The 20112-nt window shown below is 66.2% G+C and carries 21 protein-coding genes and 2 riboswitches; of the genes, 8 read left to right on the top strand and 13 right to left on the bottom strand.

What is annotated here, in order from left to right; genetic code table 11:
• Nucleotides 1–42 precede the first annotated feature (42 nt).
• Genes E3T25_RS13255 through xseA form a run of 4 tightly spaced genes read right to left on the bottom strand, consistent with a single transcriptional unit; the run spans nucleotide 43 to nucleotide 2823 of the window.
• Nucleotides 43–684 carry a carbonic anhydrase gene (locus E3T25_RS13255; protein ID WP_104100856.1) on the bottom strand — a complete coding sequence of 214 codons (642 nt, stop codon included), beginning with the start codon at nucleotides 682–684 and terminating at the stop codon, nucleotides 43–45.
• Entirely contained in the window at nucleotides 684–1343 is a 660-nt protein-coding gene (locus E3T25_RS13250; protein ID WP_104100857.1) for a DUF4245 domain-containing protein, read from the bottom strand. Before E3T25_RS13250 ends, E3T25_RS13255 begins: the two co-directional genes overlap by 1 nt.
• The gene (locus E3T25_RS13245; protein WP_347232351.1) at nucleotides 1340–1573 is read right to left on the bottom strand and encodes an exodeoxyribonuclease VII small subunit; all 234 of its coding nucleotides are present in this window, start codon (nucleotides 1571–1573) and stop codon (nucleotides 1340–1342) included. The genes E3T25_RS13250 and E3T25_RS13245 overlap by 4 nt, the downstream gene beginning before the upstream one ends.
• Nucleotides 1570–2823 carry an exodeoxyribonuclease VII large subunit gene (xseA, locus tag E3T25_RS13240; RefSeq protein WP_104100859.1) on the bottom strand — a complete coding sequence of 418 codons (1254 nt, stop codon included), beginning with the start codon at nucleotides 2821–2823 and terminating at the stop codon, nucleotides 1570–1572. The genes E3T25_RS13245 and xseA overlap by 4 nt, the downstream gene beginning before the upstream one ends.
• Nucleotides 2824–2911: 88 nt before the next feature.
• Here xseA and E3T25_RS13235 point away from each other — a divergent pair, with 88 nt between their 5' ends.
• The gene (locus E3T25_RS13235) at nucleotides 2912–3946 is read left to right on the top strand and encodes a 4-hydroxy-3-methylbut-2-enyl diphosphate reductase (RefSeq protein ID WP_104170888.1); all 1035 of its coding nucleotides are present in this window, start codon (nucleotides 2912–2914) and stop codon (nucleotides 3944–3946) included.
• Nucleotides 3947–4048: 102 nt separating this feature from the next.
• Here the strand turns inward: E3T25_RS13235 and E3T25_RS17545 are convergent, their stop codons facing one another.
• Both E3T25_RS17545 and fbaA read right to left on the bottom strand, forming a co-directional pair.
• The gene (locus E3T25_RS17545; protein WP_241980871.1) at nucleotides 4049–4618 is read right to left on the bottom strand and encodes a DUF6264 family protein; all 570 of its coding nucleotides are present in this window, start codon (nucleotides 4616–4618) and stop codon (nucleotides 4049–4051) included.
• A 12-nt stretch (nucleotides 4619–4630) separates the two neighbouring features.
• Nucleotides 4631–5656, bottom strand: a complete 1026-nt coding sequence (fbaA, locus tag E3T25_RS13225) for a class II fructose-bisphosphate aldolase (RefSeq protein WP_134374732.1) — start codon at nucleotides 5654–5656, stop codon at nucleotides 4631–4633.
• A 219-nt stretch (nucleotides 5657–5875) separates the two neighbouring features.
• Between fbaA and glpX the strand changes: the two genes are divergently transcribed.
• Entirely contained in the window at nucleotides 5876–6832 is a 957-nt protein-coding gene (gene glpX, locus E3T25_RS13220) for a class II fructose-bisphosphatase (protein ID WP_233191397.1), read from the top strand.
• A 60-nt stretch (nucleotides 6833–6892) separates the two neighbouring features.
• On the opposite strand, the gene E3T25_RS13215 is transcribed toward glpX, so the two are convergent.
• Both E3T25_RS13215 and E3T25_RS13210 read right to left on the bottom strand, forming a co-directional pair.
• Nucleotides 6893–8290: a DNA recombination protein RmuC gene (locus E3T25_RS13215; protein WP_134374730.1), complete on the bottom strand. Its 1398-nt coding sequence runs from the start codon at nucleotides 8288–8290 to the stop codon at nucleotides 6893–6895.
• Nucleotides 8291–8345: 55 nt separating this feature from the next.
• Complete coding sequence (locus E3T25_RS13210; RefSeq protein ID WP_104100864.1) at nucleotides 8346–8963, bottom strand: exonuclease domain-containing protein; 618 nt, start codon at nucleotides 8961–8963, stop codon at nucleotides 8346–8348.
• Between the two features lie 83 nt (nucleotides 8964–9046).
• Between E3T25_RS13210 and ychF the strand changes: the two genes are divergently transcribed.
• Both ychF and E3T25_RS13200 read left to right on the top strand, forming a co-directional pair.
• Nucleotides 9047–10120 carry a redox-regulated ATPase YchF gene (ychF, locus tag E3T25_RS13205; protein ID WP_104100896.1) on the top strand — a complete coding sequence of 358 codons (1074 nt, stop codon included), beginning with the start codon at nucleotides 9047–9049 and terminating at the stop codon, nucleotides 10118–10120.
• 53 nt (nucleotides 10121–10173) lie between these two features.
• On the top strand, nucleotides 10174–10848 hold the full coding sequence (locus E3T25_RS13200; protein WP_134374728.1) for an SDR family NAD(P)-dependent oxidoreductase: 675 nt from the start codon (nucleotides 10174–10176) through the stop codon (nucleotides 10846–10848).
• A gap of 258 nt (nucleotides 10849–11106) precedes the next feature.
• Here E3T25_RS13200 and E3T25_RS13195 read toward each other — a convergent pair whose 3' ends face one another.
• The 4 genes from E3T25_RS13195 to E3T25_RS13180 form a co-directional block, all read right to left on the bottom strand.
• Nucleotides 11107–11379, bottom strand: a complete 273-nt coding sequence (locus tag E3T25_RS13195; RefSeq protein WP_134374726.1) for a hypothetical protein — start codon at nucleotides 11377–11379, stop codon at nucleotides 11107–11109.
• Nucleotides 11380–12051: 672 nt separating this feature from the next.
• A complete protein-coding gene (locus E3T25_RS13190) occupies nucleotides 12052–12807 on the bottom strand; it encodes a hypothetical protein (RefSeq protein ID WP_134374724.1) in 756 nt (251 codons plus the stop codon).
• Between the two features lie 837 nt (nucleotides 12808–13644).
• Complete coding sequence (locus tag E3T25_RS13185) at nucleotides 13645–14325, bottom strand: NAD(P)-dependent alcohol dehydrogenase (RefSeq protein WP_134374722.1); 681 nt, start codon at nucleotides 14323–14325, stop codon at nucleotides 13645–13647.
• 105 nt (nucleotides 14326–14430) lie between these two features.
• The gene (locus tag E3T25_RS13180) at nucleotides 14431–14928 is read right to left on the bottom strand and encodes a 2'-5' RNA ligase family protein (protein WP_134374720.1); all 498 of its coding nucleotides are present in this window, start codon (nucleotides 14926–14928) and stop codon (nucleotides 14431–14433) included.
• 53 nt (nucleotides 14929–14981) lie between these two features.
• Here E3T25_RS13180 and E3T25_RS13175 point away from each other — a divergent pair, with 53 nt between their 5' ends.
• From E3T25_RS13175 to E3T25_RS13165, 3 genes are all read left to right on the top strand, one after another.
• A complete protein-coding gene (locus E3T25_RS13175) occupies nucleotides 14982–15551 on the top strand; it encodes an HhH-GPD-type base excision DNA repair protein (protein ID WP_134374718.1) in 570 nt (189 codons plus the stop codon).
• Nucleotides 15552–15952: 401 nt separating this feature from the next.
• Nucleotides 15953–16792: a bacteriorhodopsin gene (locus tag E3T25_RS13170; protein ID WP_104100872.1), complete on the top strand. Its 840-nt coding sequence runs from the start codon at nucleotides 15953–15955 to the stop codon at nucleotides 16790–16792.
• A gap of 119 nt (nucleotides 16793–16911) precedes the next feature.
• Nucleotides 16912–18120 (top strand): FAD-binding domain-containing protein, encoded by a 1209-nt coding sequence (locus E3T25_RS13165; RefSeq protein ID WP_198415665.1) that lies wholly within the window; start codon nucleotides 16912–16914, stop codon nucleotides 18118–18120.
• A 22-nt stretch (nucleotides 18121–18142) separates the two neighbouring features.
• Here E3T25_RS13165 and E3T25_RS13160 read toward each other — a convergent pair whose 3' ends face one another.
• A complete protein-coding gene (locus tag E3T25_RS13160) occupies nucleotides 18143–18487 on the bottom strand; it encodes a LysR family transcriptional regulator (RefSeq protein ID WP_134374716.1) in 345 nt (114 codons plus the stop codon).
• Nucleotides 18488–18651: 164 nt separating this feature from the next.
• Nucleotides 18652–18749: riboswitch (glycine riboswitch) on the top strand.
• A gap of 1 nt (nucleotide 18750) precedes the next feature.
• Nucleotides 18751–18854, top strand: a riboswitch (glycine riboswitch).
• Nucleotides 18855–18932: 78 nt separating this feature from the next.
• Here E3T25_RS13160 and gcvT point away from each other — a divergent pair.
• Entirely contained in the window at nucleotides 18933–20087 is a 1155-nt protein-coding gene (gene gcvT, locus E3T25_RS13155) for a glycine cleavage system aminomethyltransferase GcvT (RefSeq protein WP_134374714.1), read from the top strand.
• Nucleotides 20088–20112: the final 25 nt, after the last annotated feature.

Genomic DNA, 20112 nt, shown 5'->3' with positions numbered 1-20112 from the left:
GCGGCGACGGCCTGGGCGGCTCGCCGCGTGCGGGCTGCTCGGCTAAACCACGCCGACAACGATGTCGGGCACGGCACGGCCTTCGAGCAGCCGGTAGTTCGCCCCGACGATAGCCAATGTACCTTCTGCCACGGCCGCCCTGATCATCTCAGAGCGCTCGAGCAGTTCGGACACCGTGTCGCGAAGGTGTTCGCGGCCGACGGCGAGGGCGTCGACCAGCTCGGGATCGATCGACGTCGCATCCTTGGACTCCGCCACCCGGCGGACGGCCGGCACGATCTTCTCGATGATCCGGCTGATGTGCGCGGGCAGAGGTTGCGCGTCGGCGGCCTGGGAATCGATGGCGGCGCGCACGGCCCCGCAGCCGTCGTGGCCGAGCACCAGGATGAGCGGCACACGGAGCACGGCGACCGCGTATTCGAGTGAGCCGAGCACCGAATCGGAGATGACCTGACCGGCATTGCGCACGACGAAGAGGTCGCCGAGGCCCTTGTCGAAGATGATCTCGGCGGCCAGCCGCGAGTCGCTGCAGCCGAACAGGGCCGCGTCGGGGGTCTGTACGAAGGCGAGTTCGGCTCGGCGGTCCACATCCTGCCGCGGATGCCGCGGCTCGCCGCTCACGAAGCGGTCGTTTCCGCGCTGCAGGTCGGTCCAGACGTCTGCCGGTGTTGCTGCCTCGCCCATTACTGTCCCTCGGTGCTGTTGGAACTGATCTGTTCGGCCAGCACTGCGGCCAGGACGGCGAGTTCCTCGTCATCGGCGGTGCCGACGAGGAGGTAGGTACTGTCGCCGGCCGTGGTCACCAGAGCGGATTCGAAATTGCCGCGGTCATCTTCCGGTGCGGTGTTGCGGTAGACGTCCCAGGTGACTCCGGCGATCATGACGGTGCCGGCGACCGGAGCATCCTGCAGCTCGTCGGCGAGCCAGCTCGGGTTGGCGCCGAGCGCTTGGGTGAGGCCGATGAACTCGGTCTTGGCCGTGATCAGACCGATGTACCAGGACGGGATCTTGTCGCTTCCGCCCAGGCGCCACTGCGCGGCGTTGGCCGTCCACCCACTCGGCAACTCCGGAACCAGCAGGGGATCGGTGAGGCCGGGTTGCACCTGCGCGGCGACGGCGGCGAAATCGACGTCGCGGTTCTGCGGGGCGTCGCTGCGCGGCACCAGCAGCACGAGCACCAGGACTGTGCCCAGTGTGGCCAGCAGGGACAGGACCAGATTGTTCACGGTCTTGTGGGAGCGGTACTTGCGGGAGTTCTCGGCCAGCCGGGTGCGGGTTTCATCCGGCGTCTCCGGGCGACCCAGCTCTGCGACGATTCGGGGCGCGCGCTTGGCGGGGCTCATCCGGCTGTCGCGGCGGAGTCGACTTGGCCTGCCCTGGCGGCATCCAGCCTGGCTTTCGCGCCGATCAGCCACTCTTCGCAGCGGCGGGCGAGAGCCTCACCTCGTTCCCACAGCGCGAGCGATTCCTCCAGCGACGAGGCTCCCTGCTCGAGGGCGTTCACCACGCGCACGAGTTCATCCCGGGCCTGTTCGTAGCTCAGTGCGTTGATTTCGTCTGGTGCCGAGGTCATGGTGTCCATTCTAATTTCTCATTCGACGGTGTCGGGTCGGAGGTTGCCACGTCCGCGGTGGCCGCCAGAGCGCCCTCGGCGAGCGTGATCAGGAGTTTCGTTTGCGACGGTGCCTGCCCGGGCGAGCGCACCACCTGGCCGCCCTGCAACTGCACGATCGAGTAGCCGCGGTCGAGGGTGCCCTGGGGGGAGAGGGCGCGCAACTGGGAACGCAGGTCGACGATCACCGCTCCGGCCCGCTCGACCGCCCGGTCGATTAGCTCGGCGCCGCGGGCGACGTAGCGGGTGAGGTCCTCGGATCGGGAATCGATGATCCACTCGGGGGTGCTCAACACCGGGCGTGAGCGAAGCTGACCGATCCGGTCGACCTCGTGCGCGAGGATACCGGTCAGCCGGTTGCTGAGGCGGGCCCGGGCCTGCTGTACCCGGTTGAGTTCGTCGGAGACGTCCGGCACGACGCGTTTGGCGGCATCCGTCGGCGTCGACGCGCGAAGGTCGGCCACGTCGTCGAGCAGCGGCCGGTCGGCCTCGTGGCCGATCGCGCTGACCAGCGGGGTCGTGCAGGCCGCCGCAGCCCGGATCAGCGTCTCGTCGCTGAAGCCGAGCAGGTTCTGGAAGTCGCCGCCGCCGCGGGCGACGATGATCACGTCGACCTCCGGGTCGGCGTCCAGCCGCTGGATGGCCGCGGTCACCTCGGACACCATGCGATCACCCTGCACGGCGGCGTAGGCCAGGTCGAAAGTGACGGCCGGCCAGCGCAGCTGGGCGTTGCGGATGACGTCTTTCTCAGCGTCGGAGTCTTTGCCGGTGACCAGGCCGATGCAATGGGGGAGGAAGGGCAGCGGCTTCTTGCGGGACGCGTCGAACAGACCCTCGCTGGCCAGCCGATTGCGCAGTCGTTCGAGCCGTTCCAGCATGTCGCCGAGGCCCACGTGGCGCATCTCGAGCATCTGCATGGTGAGAGTGCCACCCTTGACCCAGTAGTTGGGTTTGACGAGGGCGATGACCCGGTCGCCCTGCTTGAAGTCGTTGGTCAGCTTCGCGCGCACCGACGACCAGATCGTGAAGCCGACCGTGGCGTCTTCGGTGAGGTCCTTGAGCTTGCCGTAAACGTTGCCGCCGCTGGCGCCCCACTGGGTGATCTCGCCCTCGACCCAGGCCGTGCCGAGGCGCTCGATGTAGCCGCGGATCTTGTTGGCCAGCAGCCCGACCGGCCAGGGGGTCTCGAGGGTGGGTGGTGCGTCCGTCATCAATCGTTCCTCCCACGGACTGCACAGTCGGCCCCCATAAGATGAGGAGGTGACTATCAGTACGGATTCGCCTGTGATCGGCCTTGGCATGCCACGGATTCCCCGCGCACGCAACAGGCTCAAGGATACCCCGGTGCTCGGACGCAAACGGGTGCTGCTGGCCGCCCCGCGAGGCTACTGCGCCGGCGTGGACCGTGCCGTCATCGCCGTCGAGAAGGCCCTCGAACTGTATGGCTCCCCCGTGTATGTGCGCAAGCAGATCGTGCACAACATCCACGTGGTCTCCGAGCTGGAGAAGAAGGGGGCGATCTTCGTCGAGGAAGTAGACGAGGTGCCCACCGGCTCCCACATCGTTTTCAGCGCCCACGGCGTGTCACCGGCCGTCGTCACTGCGGCGGCGGACCGCGGCCTGCTGGCAATCGACGCCACCTGCCCACTGGTCACGAAGGTGCACCGTGAGGCCGTGCGCTTCGCCCGGGACGACTTCCAGATCCTGCTGATCGGCCACGAAGGCCACGAAGAGGTCGAGGGAACCGCGGGGGAGGCACCCGAGCACACCACGCTCGTCGGGAGCCCTGACGACGCCGACACCATCGAGGTGCGCGACCCCGACAAGGTGGTCTGGCTGTCCCAGACCACGCTGAGCGTGGACGAGACCATGGAAACCGTGCGTCGCCTGCGTGCCCGTTTTCCAAATCTGCAGGATCCCCCCAGCGACGACATCTGCTACGCCACCCAGAATCGCCAGGTGGCGATCAAGAAGGTGGCCCGTGATTCGGACCTCGTCATTGTGGTCGGCTCGGCGAACTCGTCCAACTCGGTGCGACTGGTCGAGGTGGCGCTGGAGTACGGTGCCCGGGCTGCCTACCGCGTGGACTTCGCCAGCGAGATCCAGCAGGAGTGGCTCGACGGGGTTGTCACCGTGGGCGTGACCAGCGGGGCATCCGTGCCCGACGAACTCGTGCATGAGGTGCTCGCCGATCTGGCCGAGGCCGGCTACGGCGACATCGAAGAGATCAAGACGGCCGAGGAGGACCTGTTGTTCTCGCTGCCGAAGGAACTGCGCAAGGACCTGGCCGGCAACGCGGATGCCCGCGGTCTCGGCGGACGGGTCAGCAGCTAGGAACCGGCCAACTGCGTTCACCACGAAGGCCCCCGTCGATCAGATCCAGGATCTGACCGACGGGGGCCTTCGTGCACGCCGGACCCGGCAGAATGGCGTCGTCTACAGCTGGCCGTAGACGTCCATCAGGTTCGGGTCGTTGAGAAGCGTCGGGTCGGTGGCCAAAACCGCGGTGGTGAAGGCGATGAACACGAACGCGGACAGGACCACACCGATCAGCGGCACGTAGAACGCGCGCTTGCCTCGGACCAGCAACAGGATCACGCCTGCCGCCGTGGCCAGCCAGACCAGGGACACACCGATGATCCCGGCCGTGACCAGCCCGGCCGCGGAGGGATCTGGCTCATACGCGGCGAGATCCAGCTGGGTATGGAGCAACTGAATGGACTCGGTGATCATCGTGAGCATGCTGACCGCGAAGAACGTGGACAGGAGCCCGAGGACGAGCAGGCTCAGAGTCACCGGCCGGTCCCAGGCCGGCGCGGTTCCGGCCGGGCGCACAGCCCGCTCGGGGGCCGCGGACGGCCCCGGAGCCGGCGGTGTGGCGAGCCTGGGCTCATCCGTGCTAGGAGCCCAGCTCCAACCCTCGGGCGCAAGCTCACCGTACTGGGGACGGGGCCGGGAATCCTCCGGAGGGGTTCCCGAAGGAGTCGACGAAGAATTCTCGGCCATCGTCATCCGGTGCTAGCTGTTCGAGTGGCCGGCGGAGCCGAGCTGGCGGGTGGCGTCGGCGACGCGAGCGGCCATGCCCGTCTCGGCAACCTTGCCCCAGGCGCGCGGGTCGTAGACCTTCTTGTTGCCGACTTCGCCGTCAACCTTGAGCACGCTGTCATAGTTGCTCAGCATGTAGCCGGCGACCGCGCGGGTGAACGCGTACTGGGTGTCGGTGTCGATGTTCATTTTGACGACACCGTTCGCGACGGCCTCGGCGATCTCGGCGTCGGTCGAGCCTGACCCACCGTGGAAGACCAGGTCGAGCGGCTTCGGGCCGGTACCCAGCTTGGCGGCGACGCCGTCCTGGATCTCCTTGAGGAGCTCCGGGCGCAGCTTGACGTTGCCGGGCTTGTACACGCCGTGCACGTTGCCGAAGGTGAGGGCAGCCATGTAGCGGCCGTTCTCGCCCATGCCGAGGGAATCGATCATCGAGAGCGCGTCGTCGAGTGTCGTGTACAGGTTCTCGTTGATGTCGCCCTCGACGCCGTCTTCTTCGCCGCCGACGGCGCCGATCTCGACCTCGAGGATGGTGTTGATCGCCTGGGTGCGCTTCAAAATGTCCTTGGCGATGTCCAGGTTCTCTGCCAGCGGGATTGCGGAGCCGTCCCACATGTGCGACTGGAAGATCGGGTTGCGGCCGGCCTTCACCTCGTCTTCGGAAGCGGAGATGAGCGGGAGGACGAAGTCCTCGAGCGCGCCCTTGGGGCAGTGGTCCGTGTGAAGCGCAACGGTAATGGGGTAATTGTCGGCGACGGACTGCACGAAGCGCGCCATCGCGACCGCACCGGATGCGCGGTTCTTGACCGTGTGGCCGGCGAAGTAATCTGCGCCACCAGTGGTGACCTGGATGATGCCGTCAGAGCCGGCTTCGGTCAGGCCCTGAAGAACGGCATTAATGCTTTGAGAAGACGAAACGTTGAACGCCGGGTAGGCGAACCCCTTCGTCTTGGCCTTGTTGAGCATCTCGGCGTACTGGTCTGGGGTTGCGATGGGCATTGTTGAGTCTCCTCGATTGAACCGTTTCGGTCTTCTCATCCTACCGAGGTGGGTCTCCGGCCGTGCCAGCGAGCGAACGCCCCCGCGACGAAGAGCGGGCGCTAGGCTGAACGAGGCAGCACCGACACCGGTGCCGGCCCAAAGATGGGTCTTGCCACTGCCGCACTCTTCGTCCGGGAAGGACCATCTGTGAACAGCCCCGAAGTCGCCCCCAATTTCATGCACCCCGACCGCAACCTTGCGATGGAATTGGTGCGGGCCACCGAGGCCGCAGCGATTCGTGCGGTCCCGTTCATCGGCCGCGGCGACAAGAATGCCGCAGACAAGGCAGCCGTCGACGCCATGCGCGTCTTCCTCGGCACCGTGAACTTCGACGGACTCATCGTCATCGGTGAGGGTGAGAAAGACGAAGCCCCGATGCTCTTCAACGGTGAGCGCGTCGGCAACGGAACCGGACCCGCCTGCGACATCGCGGTCGACCCGATCGACGGCACCAGCCTCACCGCCGCCGGACGCCAGAATGCCCTCTCCGTGATCGCGGTCTCCTCCCGCGGCACCATGCTCGACGCGTCATCCGTGTTCTACATGGACAAGATCGTCACGGGCGCCGCCGGGCGCGGAGTCGTCAGCCTCGACGCCCCGATCGGCGACAACATCCGTGAGCTGTCGAAGGCGACGGGCAAGCCGGTCGGCGAAATGGTCCTCGCCGTGCTCGACCGTCCCCGCCACGCCGAACTTATCGACGCCATTCGCAGCGCCGGAGCGGGCACGCGGCTGATGAGCGACGGCGACGTCGCCGGCGGCATCAACGCGGCCCGCTGGGAAACGCGCATCGACATGTGCGTCGGCACGGGTGGCAGCCCGGAAGGCATCACCACGGCCTGCGCGCTCAAGGCCATCGGCGGCTACATGCAGGGACGCCTGGCACCGAAGGACGACGCCGAGCGTGCGGGTGCCGTCGCGGCCGGCCTCGACGTCGACAAGCTGCTCGAGCTGGACGACATGGTCAGCGGCGACAACACCTTCTTCGTCGCCACGGGCGTGACGGATGGCGGACTCGTCGACGGCGTGCGCCGCCAGGGCCCGATCATCCGCACCGAGAGCATCGTGCTGCGCTCGAAGTCCGGCACCACGCGTCGGGTGATCGCCGAGCACCTCGCCTCGAAGTGGCTCTAGGCGCTCGGCTTTAGCTGCCTGTAAGGCCGAAAATCGCTGCTCCGACGGCGATTTTCGGCGTTATCGGCGATTCTCGGAGTCAGTCAGTGCGGCGGCCTCGAGTGCGGCGGCATCGAGTGCGGCGGCATCGAGTGCGGCGCTTTCGAGTACCGCGGCCTCCAGCTCCGACACGAACTCCCAGGCGGCCAGTTCGCGCGGTGTGTCCTCGATGCCCGCCAGCGGCGCCAGCACCTTGGACTCGTCGAGGGCATTGAGCTTGCGTGCGGTGGGCAGTACCTGGCGTTCCATCGAGCCGACGAAGCCGTTGTAGTCCTTCACCGTGCGCTCGATCGACCGGCCCAGTTTCTCGATGTGCGTGGCCGTGGTGGCCAAACGGCCGTATAGCTCCCGACTGAGGTCGAACAAGACTTTTGCGTCATGCGTGAGCACGTCCTGCTGCCAGGTGAAGGCCACCGTCTTGAGCACTGACCACAGGGTCACCGGGGAGGCGAGGGCCACCCGTTTCGAGAACGCGAATTCCATGATCGAGGGGTCGGCCTCCAGCGCCGAGGAGACCAGGGACTCGCTCGGGATGAAGGCGATCACGATCTCCGGGGAGGCCTCCAAGCCCTGCCAGTAGGCCTTGCTGCCGAGGGCGGTGATGTGGTCGCGCACGGCCTTGACGTGAGCTTTCATGTAGACGGCCCGCTGGGCTTCCAGGGCACCGGTGGCGGTGACCGGGATCTGGCTGGCTTCGAGGAACGCCGTGAACGGCACCTTCGCGTCGACGGCGATGTTCTTGCCGCCGGGCAGGTGCACGACCATGTCGGGGCGGCCGGCGCCGGCGTCGGAGGTGATGCTCGACTGCACATCGAAGTCGACCCGCTCGATCAGGCCGGCGGCCTCGACCACGCTGCGCAGCTGGGTTTCGCCCCAGACCCCGCGCGTGTTGTTGGCGCGCAGGGCCGACGCGAGCGACTCGGCGGTGCTCCGTAGGCGCTCCTCCGACTCGGTCGCCGACCGCAGCTGCTGGCTGAGCTCGCCGTGTTGCAGGCTGCGCTGGGCCTCGAGCTCGGCGACCTTCTGCTGCATGTCCTGCAGGCTCTCCTTGACCGGAGCGAGGGCCTGGAGCACCTTGCTTTCCTGATTCTGTTGCTCGGTGCGCGCGTCCTGGTCGTTGCGCTGGCGGTCGCTCAGTTCGCGGTATTGCCGCCCCGCGTCGACGACCTGTCCGCGCAGGGCGTCGGCGGTGGCCTGGACTGAGGCCAGCTCTTCGCGCAGGATGGACTGGATGCCGGCCTCCCGGGCATACACCTCGGCCAAGGCCACCTGGTGCCGGGCCTCGATGACGAGGGGATCGGTGCCGGACGAGCCTTCGTTGCGGCGCTCGGCGGAACGCGCCGTGAGGACCACCGTGAGCAGGGTGCCGAGCAGGGCGCCGACGACAAGGCCGAGAAGAAGACTGAACCAGGAATCCATGGTTCTACTCTGCCAGTGGCCACCGACATTGCCCGAGCCGGTGCCCCAAGGATGCCTAGTTCAGCGCCATCGGGCCGTGCGTGGCGGACTTCTCCTTCGTGGCGAACGGCCCGATGGCGCCGATCTTTACGCCGGTGATCTGCGCCAGCTCCTCGAGAGTGTCGGCCCCGTGCCGGTCGGCGGCGTGGATCATGATGGCCGCGCAGGCCTCCGCGTCGGCCAGGGCGTCGTGGTGGGCGAAACCCTCGAAGCCCGCGGCCATCGCGGCCACCGGGAGCCGGTACGAGTCGAGGTGGTAGGTGCGGCGGGCCACCTGGAGGCTGCAGACGTAGTTGAAGTCGGGCACGACCAGCCCGGCGACCGTGGAGGACGTCTTGATGACCCCCAGGTCGAACCCGGCGTTGTGCGCCACGAGGTGGTCGTCGCCGGCGAAGGCGACCAGGTCGGGAAGCTGCTGCGCCCAGGTGGCCGCACCGGCGACATCCGTCGGCCGGATGCCGTGGATCTTGATGTTCCAGGCCAGGAAGACGTCGTGCCCGACGGCCGGCTTGATGAACCAGGCGATGCGGTCGACGACCTTGCCGTCACGGACCTTCACCAGCCCCACCGAGCAGGCCGAAGCGCTGGAGGAGTTGGCGGTCTCGAAGTCGATGGCGGTGAAGTTGACTGGCACCGCTTCATCCTGTCACGGGCCGCCGACAGCGCGTCGCCGCTGTGCCGACCGGCCTCGGGTCGCAGACGGTACGATTGACTTTCGTGGCTCTTACTATTGCAATCGTCGGACTGCCCAATGTTGGCAAGTCCACCCTCTTCAACGCGTTGACCAAGAACAACGTGCTCGCGGCGAACTACCCGTTCGCCACCATCGAGCCCAACGTCGGCATCGTCAACCTGCCCGACCACCGCCTGGCCAAGCTGGCCGCGGTCTTCGGTAGCGAGCGTCTGCTGCCTGCCCCGGTGTCGTTCGTCGACATCGCCGGCATCGTGCGCGGCGCCAGCGAGGGGGAGGGGCTCGGCAACAAGTTCCTTGCCAACATTCGGGAGGCCGACGCCATCGCGCAGGTCATCCGCGGCTTCGCCGACCCCGACGTGGTGCATGTCGACGGCGCCGTCGACCCGGCCGGCGACATGGAGACGATCAACACCGAACTCATCCTCGCCGACCTGCAGACCCTCGAGAAGGCGGTCTCCCGCTTCGAGAAAGAGGTCAAAGGGCGCAAGCTTCCCCCCATCGTGCTGGAGACCGCGCTCAAGGCGCAGGCCATCCTCGACGCCGGAGCGCCGCTGTCATCGGCCACGCTCGACATCGAGCCCATCCGCGAGCTGGGCCTGCTGACGGCCAAGCCGTTCATCTACGTGTTCAACGTCGACGAGGCGGTGCTGCAGGATGCCGGGAAGCTCGCTGTTCTGGCCGCGCTGGTGGCCCCGGCCAACGCCGTGTTCCTCGACGCGAAGCTCGAATCCGAGCTCAGTGAACTCGACGCCGAGGACGCCGCCGAGATGCTGGCCTCCACCGGCCAGGCCGAGAGCGGACTCGACCAGCTCGCCCGCATCGGCTTCGACACCCTCGGCCTGCAGACCTACCTCACGGCCGGCCCCAAGGAAACACGCGCCTGGACCATCCGAAAGGGCTGGACCGCTCCGCAGGCCGCCGGCGTCATTCACACCGACTTTCAGAAGGGCTTCATCAAGGCGGAGATCTTCTCCTTCGACGACCTGATGGAGGCCGGTTCCGTGGCGGAGGCCCGCTCCAGGGGCAAGGCCCGCATCGAGGGCAAGGAATACATCATGCAGGACGGCGACGTGGTGGAGTTTAGGTTCAATGTATAGGCTCTAGCTCCTCGCGTTAGTCATCGAAGCAGCAGCAATCGAAGGAGACCATCGTGCCTGTCATCGCCATCATCGGAGCCGGACCGGGACTCGGAGCAGCAGTTGCGCGAAGGTTCGGGCGCGAGGGCTTCTCAATTGCCCTGATCGCCAGAAACCAGTCGAAAATAGACGCTATGGCAGCCGAGCTCACCGCTGCCGGCTTCACCGCGAGTGCTTACGCTGCTGATGTCCGCACGCCGGCGTCGCTCGAAGCTGCCCTTAAGCGCGCCGCGGCAGAGCTCGGGCCCATCACCGCGCTGCAGTACAGTCCGCTCCCATCGCGCGACTACCTGAAGCCGGTGCTTGAGATGACTCCCGAGCTGGCGCTAGAGGCCCTGCAGTTCTCGACCCTCGGGCTCATCCACGCGGTGCGTGCAGTGCTCCCGGCGATGCGGCAGGCAGGAAGCGGCAGCATTATCATGATCAACGGCGGAACCTCGGTGAAGGCCCGCGCTGACTTCGCAGGTACATCGGTCGCCTTCCCGGCTGAGAGCGCCTACGGCGAGATGCTCCACGATGCCCTCGCGGGTGAGGGCGTCCGTGTCAACCAACTCGTGATCCCAGGAGGCATTCCTCAGCTTCAGCTTGCCAACGGCATCGACGGCGTCGCCGATCGGATTTGGGACTTCCACGACGTTGTCGGACCATTTCGAACGATGCTCATCCCGCTTGAGGAAGGCAGAGAGTAGGGGGCACTACGCTGCTGGCAGCGACGATGCGGAGATAGCCAGGAGGGCGCGAAACGTGGCTCTAAAGGTTGCTCCGCGATGCCACTCCGTGGATTTCGCTTCAACGTGTAGCCCGCTCCGGGTTGGGCATGACAACGGTCGAGAGTCTGTATCCGTCCGACCTGGTGCGGGAAGTGGGACACAACGTCATGTCTGCGGCGTGCGTCGAGGACGAGGCAGGTGAGTTGATCCAGCTCGTTCCGACGTTTGAGGGCGCGGCTATGTTAGCGAGAACAAGTCGGTGGGGGCGAGGATTTTTTCGATGATGCCGGTGTCTCGGCCGGTGAAACCGATCACGCCGTAGGTCATTGGCAGTCCGTAATCCGGAATCGCGCCTGAGAATGACGACGGCATGTCGAGGGTGACAGAGTCGATCCCGAAGGTTTCGTCATAATGCACTTGATCGGCAGGCTTGCCGTCAGCTGTTGACTCGAAGTCCTGCCCGGTCTGGTTGCCGTTGACATCCTCAATGGCGACACCGTTGGTGGCCATGGTTCCGGATGCCCTGACCTGAAAGGCGGGGATGTACGGGCCCGGCGCGGATTGAAGTCTGCGTCAGGACGGTTCACCCCAATCGTGAAGCAGTCCCATTCCGTGAGTTCGGCCCTTGGGTAGTGGGAGGACTCCTGCACCGATTCTGACGTCGGCTCGCCGAGAAGGCCCCTGAGTACGGCCACAGCTGCATCCCCATCGCTCTGATAGTTCAGCGATGCGAGGACCGTGCCGTCGGCTGTGACGATATCGGTGGCTTCGGCGCCGATGATTATGGTTGCCGGCAGCGCGGCAGGTGTCGCCGATGGAGTGGGTTCCGGTGTGGGTGTTACCGTGGCGGTCGCGACCGGTGTCGGTGACGATGCGGCGACATCGCCGTCGACCTGGTCGGTGCTGCATGCGGTAAGGGTGAGCAAAGCGGCGGCCACAATGGCGGTCAGAGCCAGCGGCCGGCGCATTACAAAGTCCTCCAGGTGTTGATGTTGGGGCCTGGTCGGAGCCTACTTCTTACCCGCGCGGCTTCGGTCGATTCAGGGCTCCGGGGCATAGCCTCCGTTCATTCACGCTTCCCCAGAAGAGGTCACTCGCAGTGGCCGGAACGTTTCATACAGAGTCTCTGGCTCCCGGATCCTCACCGCGAGATACTGTGTCCTCTCACCAAGAGTGAAAACCTCACACGCCCCAGTTAGGTGAGGGAGAGCGGAATTCGGTGATAGGGCCGAGTGGGTCGGCGGCGATGAGCCAGACTGAAAACGTCAGTTCTGACAGGGAGTCCAAGGGTGGGAGCGGTACGAGTCCAACGAAGATGTCGCGTCTGCTGCCTTGTGGGCGCGCGGTGTCGGGGTGTCGTGCCGCGATCTCGGCGGCATCATCTCCAACAGCGATTCCGTCGACGGTGCTGATCTGAACACCGTTCACGGCGGACGAGGAAACCTTCACCCAGGTGTTCGGTTCATGTGGTGACGTCCCGCCTGGCACACCATCCACGAGGACGAAATCGCCGTCCCATGGAGTAGGCGACTCAGAGCCCTTAGGCAGGATATCGCCCCAGATGTAATTGGTTCCCGGAGGCACCTCGCTGCCGCCCTCGAAGTGCTTTGAGGTAGGTGCGCTTCCGAAAGCCGTGGACAGACCGGCAACCAACTCGCCGGCAGGTTGAAAATAATCGAACGTGGACAGGGTCGTGCCGGACGCGTCTCGAAGTTCGATCGACGTTGCAGTGATGAGGAGGTCCGTCACAGGGGCCGGAGCTGACGGATGCGCCGCTTCAGTGCGGCCCGGCGTTGGCGTTGCTGTCGCCGTCGGCGTTGCTGTTGCCGTCGGGCTTGCGCCGCCGAGGACGGGACCCGGTGGGCCGGAACATCCGGTCAGAAACAGAGCTGCAATCAGAAACAGAGCTGCCAGCGCTCTGTCGAACTTATCCGGCACCCCGTAAACGATCATACTTCCCCCGATGTCGCCTTGGATCTGACTGCAGTCGGGACATCGTTGCACAGATTACGTGTCGGCGGCCTTCGTGGGCGGGGCCATGTCTATCGGTGACGGAACGTGGTGAAGTTCCGCTTCAACGTCTAGCCGAGTTCCGGCCGCAACTGTTTCCGTTTCGGACAATTGTGGCCGGTGCACGGGGCGCAGTTGTCCGTTCCGGCATCAGTTGCGATGGCGAAGCTCGCGGCACTCGAGCGAGTCGTGATGGTCTTCCTTGGCTTGGCCGGCTGAGTTATCTGGTACTCGTAATGTGTTTTCGTGCGGTGATGCGGTGGAGTTCCGCTTCAACGTCCAGCGCGTTGCATGTGGCGTGTCGATCGACCGTGCCCGCGGTCGCGGTCGCCGAGACCGACAGGTCCGGTCGAGTTTCCCCGGTGTTGTGGGGCGATCTCGACCGCAGCCGACGAACTCCGCTGCCAGCGCTCTCAGCGGGGCATCCGGCGCGTGAGAATTCGCGGTAGGCCTCGCTCGACGGAGCCGGCACGGTGGGGTGTGGCTAAATCAGGAGATCTGTCGCCCGGGGATGCCCCAGACTGGTCTTTCAATGTGGATACAGCCGCGGGCCGGACAATTCTCCTGAATTAGCCACCGCGCGGGGCTCCCCGCTTCAGCAAATCGTGTTGCAGGGAACGGGGAGATCCCTCGGCCGACACCTCGACTTCTCCGCGGACGAGCAACAGAATCGGGATCGGGGCCACGCTCGATGAACTCAAAACCGCGTACCCCGACGCTCACGGACCAGAGCGACTGCTTCCGTCCCCTCAACCTTCCGCCCCCTCAACCGCCCGCGACGCACAGGATGACGTTGCCTTTCTTATGGCCGGCCTCGACGAAACGGTGCGCCAGAGCGATGTCGGTCAGGTCGTACGTCCAATCGATGACCGCCAGGAACAGACCCGACTCGGCAAGGTCGACTGGGTGCGCGAGGGCATCCGCGGTGCTGTCGATGTTGCCCGCGACGACCCTACTCCCGCTCCTCCTGGTGTGCCAGGCGGCCAGAGGCAGCCCCCGGAGATCGGAAACGACGAGCAACAGGGCGCCGCCCGGAGTGAGGCACGCCGCAGCGCGTTCAAAGGAGGCGTTCCCGACGCAATCCATGATGACGTCGTAGGTTTGCCCCTCGAGCAGGAAATCCTCCGTTGTATAGTCGATCACCCGGTCGGCGCCGAGCGCGGTGACCAGCTCGCGGTTGGCGCCGCTGCACACACCGGTGACTCGCGCGCTTATCTGCTTGGCGAGCTGCACCGCCGCCGTGCACACGGCACCGGATGCGCCGTTCACGAGCACGGTGCTGCCCAATTTGATCGCGGTGCGACTGAAAAAAGCATGGGCGGTGGTCCCGCCGAAGACGAGAGTCACGGCATCCGTGAAGGTCATGTTCCGTGGCTTCGCCGTGATCGCGCCATCCTGCGGGATGCAGACGTATTCCGCGTGCCCGCCGAATCGGCTGCCGAGCATCGCGATCGCCTCCCACCCGGCAACCTGCCCGGCAGAGGCGCCGAACTCGCTTGCAGTCGTCGAACTCGGCGCACAGACCCGCTGCACCCGACCGGGTGACTGCGCTCACACGGCAGTTGGCAACGGGAACGTAGCGAGCACCGTGCGGCCGCTCGCCGCCGATCGGGGCGCCATGTCCACGAGGGCGATCTGGGTGAGAGCGAGCCGCTGGCCCTCGTGCACCCGGGCGCCGTTCTTGATCGTGATGTGGGCCCGGAAGCCGGGACCCGTGAACGCGGGCTCGTCGGGGATGGAGGCAAGCGGCCGCACAGCCTCGATGAGGGCGCGGTGCAACCGGGTCAGGCGTGGATCGTCCCCGACGAGCGTCACCGGCACGTCCTCGCGCCGGCCGAAGAGCGCGTCGGCACCCGCGACCGCCGTGAGGGCGGTGCGGCCGGATGCCGTGGCGGCGACGACGCCGGAAATGACATCCGCGATGACGGATGCCGCGACATCCGTGTGAAAAGGGGGCAGCACGGTGATGTGCAATGGCCATTCCGACACCGGGAAGCTGTCGCCGGTGCTGAGCGCCGTGAGCGGGAGGACGACGACGAGGCGGGACATCCGCCGAGTCTAGGGGAGTCCCGCCGGCGCGCCGCCGGTGGCACAATGGGCGCATGATTCTGTACCTCACCGGCGACGACGCCGCCGACGCCCTGCTCAGTGATGACCCCTTCGCGCTCCTCCTCGGGATGCTGCTGGATCAGCAGATCGCGATGGAGACCGCGTTCGCCGGTCCGGCCAAGATCCGCGACCGGATCGGCACGCTCAATCCGGCGACCATCGCCGGCTTCGACGCCGACGCACTCGTCGAGGTGTTCCGGGCCACGCCGGCCGTGCACCGCTATCCGGGCTCGATGGCCGCTCGCACGCAGACCCTCGCGGGTGTGATCGCCTCAGACTGGAGGGGTGATGCGTCCGCCCTGTGGACCGCCGACTCCCCGGACGGCGCCGAGATCCTGCGGCGCCTGAAAGCGCTCCCGGGATTCGGCGAGCAGAAGGCGAAGATCTTCCTTGCCCTGCTCGGCAAGCGTCAGGGGCTCGTCGCGGAGGGCTGGCGCGAGGCCTCCGAGCCCTATGGCGAGAACGGCTCGTTCCGGTCCGTCGCCGACATTGTCGACCCCGAATCGCTGACCCGGGTGCGGGAAACCAAGCGCGCGGCAAAGGCCGCGGTCAAGAAGGGGTAGTCATGGTGCGTCTGCTGATTCGCACGGCCATCTTCATCGGCTTGGGCGCGGCCGGCCTGGTGTCGACCAGGTCACCGAGCGTGTAGCGGCTGCGCGCCCTCCGCAACCACCTGCTCAAGCACCACGCTGTCAGGCGAGGGGTGTTCACCGACGTGGCGCGTACCGGATCGGCCGACCCCCTGCCGGAGAACCCGCTCTTCCGTGCTCCGAGGGGCCGTCATCTGTCTTCCTGCTATTGACCTTTTGACTGGGGGCATACTCTATGCAAAGATTCAGGAAACTCGTACTAAATTTTTAGACAGCAGTCAGCTAGGCAGTTAAATGACTGATCAATCAATAAACACAGCAAAGCTCTACAGCACGGCTCTTTCCTGTTCTTTCTCGCTTATTCGGAGGACAACGTGATTCCCGATTCCCTCACCCAGATTCAATACGACACCGTCTACAACGTGTTCTCGCTCGTCATCGCGTCACAGCTGTTCACGTCGATCTTCATCATCATCTCGCTCAAGCGGGTCCTGCCCCGGTACCGTCAGGCGATGACCGTCGCGGCCATCGTCTGTGCGATTGCCGCCTACCACTACTTCCGCATTTTCGACTCCTTCAAGGCGGCCTTCGTCACCGAGGCCATCGGCGGGGCGGGCAACTATGTGCAGGTCGCCGGGGAGTCCTTCAATGAGGGCTACCGCTACGTCGACTGGCTGCTCACGGTTCCCCTGCTGCTGCTCGAACTGATCGCGGTTCTCGCCCTGGCCCGCAAGGTGCAGACCAGTCTCCTGTACCGGCTCATTCCGGCTTCGGCCCTGATGATCATCCTCGGGTACCCCGGCGAGCTCAGCGGGGACAACGGGGTGCGCGGAATCTTCGGTCTGCTCTCCACCATCCCGTTCGCATACATCCTCTATGTTCTCTTCATCGAACTGACCAAGTCCCTCGACCGCCAGCCGCGGAGTGTGCGCCGCACGATCAGCCAGCTGCGTCTGCTTCTGCTGCTGACCTGGGGTGTCTACCCGATCGCCTACCTACTGCCCATGCTTGGTATCGACGGCTCGGATGCCTGGGTCGGCAAACAGATCGGATACTCGGTCGCCGACATCCTCGCCAAAGCCCTCTACGGTCTGATCATCTACCGGATCGCGCGGATGAAATCGTTCGCGGATGACCCGGCGTTCGCACACCTCGAACTATCGGTCGATGAGGCCGAGGAGATCGCCGCCCCGGTGCACGTGCGGAACAAGTAGGCCTACCCGGCCACCTGCTCACCGCCAGCGGGCCTGGGCCGATCGCGATCATTTTGATCGTGACCGGCCCAGGCCCGTTTCGCTTTCTGCTGCCCCTCAGGCAGGGTCTAAAATCAAGTGTGCTCATCGCTCTGAATGACGGAACCGCGGATGCCGTGGTGCGGCGCCATCTGCACCACCTGGTCGACGACGAGGTGCGGGCGAGCCCGAGCATCCGGGGTGGCCAGACCAGCGCCGACCGTGCCCTCGCGGCATTCTCGGTCGCGGGCTATGCGGCCAGGCGCAGCCAGGTGCTGCCGGAAATCGATCGCGGGGCATCCCGGCTATCACCGTACATTCGGCACTCCCTGGTGCCGCTTAGCCGGGCTTGGGAGCACGTCGCAGACGGACCTGCCCGAGATACCCGCAAATTCCGGGACGAGTTGCTCTGGCAGGAATACGCCCGACATCTCTATGCGCGTGTGGGTGTGGCCCTGCACCGAAACCTGCGCTTTGCGGCACCCTGGGCCGGAGAATTCGAACCCCAGGCCTGGCCGCACCGGATGCACTGCATCGACTCGGTCGTGTCGGAACTGGAAACCGACGGCTGGCTGGTCAACCAGACCCGGATGTGGCTGGCCTCCCAGTACACGGTCCGGTCTGGCGCGGGGTGGCATGCCGGCCAGGAAGAATTCTACCGGCACCTGCTCGACGGCTCCCGCGCGGCCAACCTCCTGGGCTGGCAGTGGACCGTGGGTGCCGGCACCGGCTCCGCCTACGGCTTCGCCCGCTGGCAGGTTGAGAAACGAGCGCCGCAGCTCTGCCGGGACTGTCCGCTCGCCCGGGCCTGCCCGATCGAGCAGTTTCCGGTGGGGGCAGCGCCAGTGCCGGTGACGGATGCGCCGGCGAACCTCACGCACGATCCGCACCTGTCCGACACGCAGGGGCCTACCGACGTCGTGCGCCGCCGCGCACCCCGGTCGGTGCTGCTGACGGTGGATTCCCTGGGCGACGCCGATCCGGCCCTTGCGGCGCATCCCGCACTCCCGGCCGCCTTCGTCTTCGACGAGCCGGCCCTGGCCAGGCTGCGGCTCTCAAGCAAAAGACTGATCTTCACCGTGGAAACCCTTCAGGATCTGGCCCGGCGTCGCGAGGTGGTCGTGTACCTGGGTGACCCGCGAGTGATCGTTCCGGACCTCGACGCAGCAGTCACGTTTGCGCCGGTACCCAGCTTTGCGCGGTACGCGGAGGGCGCGGCCGTGCTGCATCCGTGGCCGTGGCTGGTGCCGCCGCATAGCGGATCGGTGGCCAGTTTCTCGGCCTGGCGCCGTGCCTCGGCCGGCGTCTAGAGTCCGAAGTCGAGCGTGCGGGCTAGCGGCCCTGGCGGCGCTTGCCGGGACGCGGCTGGCCCTTCACCTCGGGCGCGCGGCCCTTGCCCTTCGCCGCCTTGGCCTTTCCGCCCGCCGGAAGCGGCGGCTTCCAGGACTCATCCGAGGCGGCCAGCTCGGTGCGGGCATCCGTGAGAAATAGGTTGCCCGCCGCGGTCAGCCGGGTGGTCTCCGTGGTGCGGTCGATCAGCACGACGCCGATGTTCGCCTCGAGTTTTGCGATCGAGGAGCGCAATTTCGGGGTGGAGATATTGAGGTTCATCGCGGCGCGCGGGAAGTGCAACTCCTCGGCGACGGCGATGAAATGCCGGAGGAGTGTGATGTCCACGGAACGCCTTTCTGTGTGGGCCGCACGAATCGCGGGCGAAGTGACAAGGGTACGCGTTCCCGCTGGAGGTGTCGCCGGGAGGCAACGGAAGCGGCCGCACCGCGCTGCCGGGCCCGCACGCGCTAGGCTCGGAGCGCACACCCTCAAGTGAATATAGGGCCATCAAGGTCGATGCGGGAGAGTTCGGCGCCCTCAGGCAGTCGAACACCGAAGGAGCAATCCTCCCCGACAATCTCTCAGGTACTCGTACCGCATCGAACTGGCCACTCTGAAAAGTAGTCGCGGCTCTACAGCGGCTCGCCCACGGTGAAAATCGCGCCCGACGAACGGCTGCGGTGAAGCTCTCAGGCCTGACGACAGAGGGGGAGTTCCCAGGGGTACGATCGATCGATCGCGCCCCGGAGATTCTTGCTCGGCCCCCAACCGGCGACAACCTGGAGAACTCATGACCTCGGACACTGAAGCCCACACCGATTCAACCCCCACGGTGGAGCGGTTCTCCCCGCTGCACCTGGCGCACGTGGATGCCGGCGCCAGTTTCACGGACTTCGCCGGGTGGCAGATGCCGGTGCGCTACTCGAGCGATCTCGCCGAGCACCACGCCGTGCGCACCAGCGCGGGCATTTTCGACCTCTCGCACATGGCCGAGATCCTGGTGGCCGGGCCGGACGCCGGAGCGTTCCTCGACTATGCCCTCGCCGGCCAACTCTCCACGATCGACCTGCTGCAGGCCAAGTACAGCCTCATCCTCAACCGCGCCGGCGGCATCATCGACGACATCGTCGTCTACCGCACGGCCGAGAACGAGTACCTCGTCATCGCCAACGCGGGCAACCGTTTCCCGGCGGTCAAGGCGCTCACGGCCCGGGCCACCCGCTTCGACGTCACCGTCACCGATCAGAGTGACGACGTCGCCCTGATCGCCGTGCAGGGGCCGAATTCGCGCGCCATCCTCGAGGCCACGGCGGACCTCACGGTCGACGGCGACCTGTCAGCGCTGAAGTACTACCGCGCCTTGGGTGGTACCTTCCAGGCCGGCCGCGTTCTCATTGCCCGCACCGGCTACACCGGTGAAGACGGCTTCGAACTCTATGTCGATGTGCCGGATGCCGCGGCGCTCTGGGACGCGCTCCGCGCGGCGGGCGCCTCTTTCCACCTCGTGCCGGCGGGGCTCGCCAGCCGCGACACCCTCCGTCTTGAGGCCGGCATGCCGCTCTACGGCCACGAACTGAGCACCTCGACCTACCCGGCGCAGGCCGGACTCGGCCGCGTTGTGAACCTCGCCAAGGAGGTCGATTTCATCGGTCGCGAGGCCAGCGAAGAGGGTCCCAGCGCGGAGGCGCGCGTACTCGTGGGACTGGAATCTGCCGGCAAGCGTGCCGGGCGCGCCGACTACCCGGTGTATCGCAGTGCCGACGCGACCGTGGCCGACGGCGTGATCACGAGCGGGGCGCTGTCGCCGACGCTCGGACATCCGATCGCCATGGCCTACGTGGCTCCCGGCCTGGCGCGACTCGGCACCCAGGTCTTCGTCGATGTGCGCGGCACCCGCATCCCCGCAACTGTGACCGCCCTTCCGTTCTACAAGCGTCAGAAATAGTCCACCCCTCGAGAGGAACACCCCC

This window comes from Cryobacterium sandaracinum (assembly GCF_004403415.1).
Classification (GTDB): Bacteria; Actinomycetota; Actinomycetes; order Actinomycetales; family Microbacteriaceae; genus Cryobacterium; species Cryobacterium sandaracinum.
Note: the sequence above shows the minus strand (reverse complement) of the source record. Positions and strands in the feature narration are given on the sequence as shown.

What these genes read in the sequence shown, in the direction of transcription:
- E3T25_RS13255 (WP_104100856.1), bottom strand. Translation starts at nt 684, where the DNA reads ATGGGCGAGGCAGCAACACCGGCAGACGTCTGGACCGACCTGCAGCGC.
- E3T25_RS13250 (WP_104100857.1), bottom strand. Translation starts at nt 1,343, where the DNA reads ATGAGCCCCGCCAAGCGCGCGCCCCGAATCGTCGCAGAGCTGGGTCGC.
- E3T25_RS13245 (WP_347232351.1), bottom strand. Translation starts at nt 1,573, where the DNA reads ATGACCTCGGCACCAGACGAAATCAACGCACTGAGCTACGAACAGGCC.
- xseA (WP_104100859.1), bottom strand. Translation starts at nt 2,823, where the DNA reads ATGACGGACGCACCACCCACCCTCGAGACCCCCTGGCCGGTCGGGCTG.
- E3T25_RS13235 (WP_104170888.1), top strand. Translation starts at nt 2,912, where the DNA reads ATGCCACGGATTCCCCGCGCACGCAACAGGCTCAAGGATACCCCGGTG.
- E3T25_RS17545 (WP_241980871.1), bottom strand. Translation starts at nt 4,618, where the DNA reads ATGGCCGAGAATTCTTCGTCGACTCCTTCGGGAACCCCTCCGGAGGAT.
- fbaA (WP_134374732.1), bottom strand. Translation starts at nt 5,656, where the DNA reads ATGCCCATCGCAACCCCAGACCAGTACGCCGAGATGCTCAACAAGGCC.
- glpX (WP_233191397.1), top strand. Translation starts at nt 5,876, where the DNA reads ATGCACCCCGACCGCAACCTTGCGATGGAATTGGTGCGGGCCACCGAG.
- E3T25_RS13215 (WP_134374730.1), bottom strand. Translation starts at nt 8,290, where the DNA reads ATGGATTCCTGGTTCAGTCTTCTTCTCGGCCTTGTCGTCGGCGCCCTG.
- E3T25_RS13195 (WP_134374726.1), bottom strand. Translation starts at nt 11,379, where the DNA reads ATGGCCACCAACGGTGTCGCCATTGAGGATGTCAACGGCAACCAGACC.
- E3T25_RS13185 (WP_134374722.1), bottom strand. Translation starts at nt 14,325, where the DNA reads ATGCTCGGCAGCCGATTCGGCGGGCACGCGGAATACGTCTGCATCCCG.
- E3T25_RS13180 (WP_134374720.1), bottom strand. Translation starts at nt 14,928, where the DNA reads ATGTCCCGCCTCGTCGTCGTCCTCCCGCTCACGGCGCTCAGCACCGGC.
- E3T25_RS13175 (WP_134374718.1), top strand. Translation starts at nt 14,982, where the DNA reads ATGATTCTGTACCTCACCGGCGACGACGCCGCCGACGCCCTGCTCAGT.
- gcvT (WP_134374714.1), top strand. Translation starts at nt 18,933, where the DNA reads ATGACCTCGGACACTGAAGCCCACACCGATTCAACCCCCACGGTGGAG.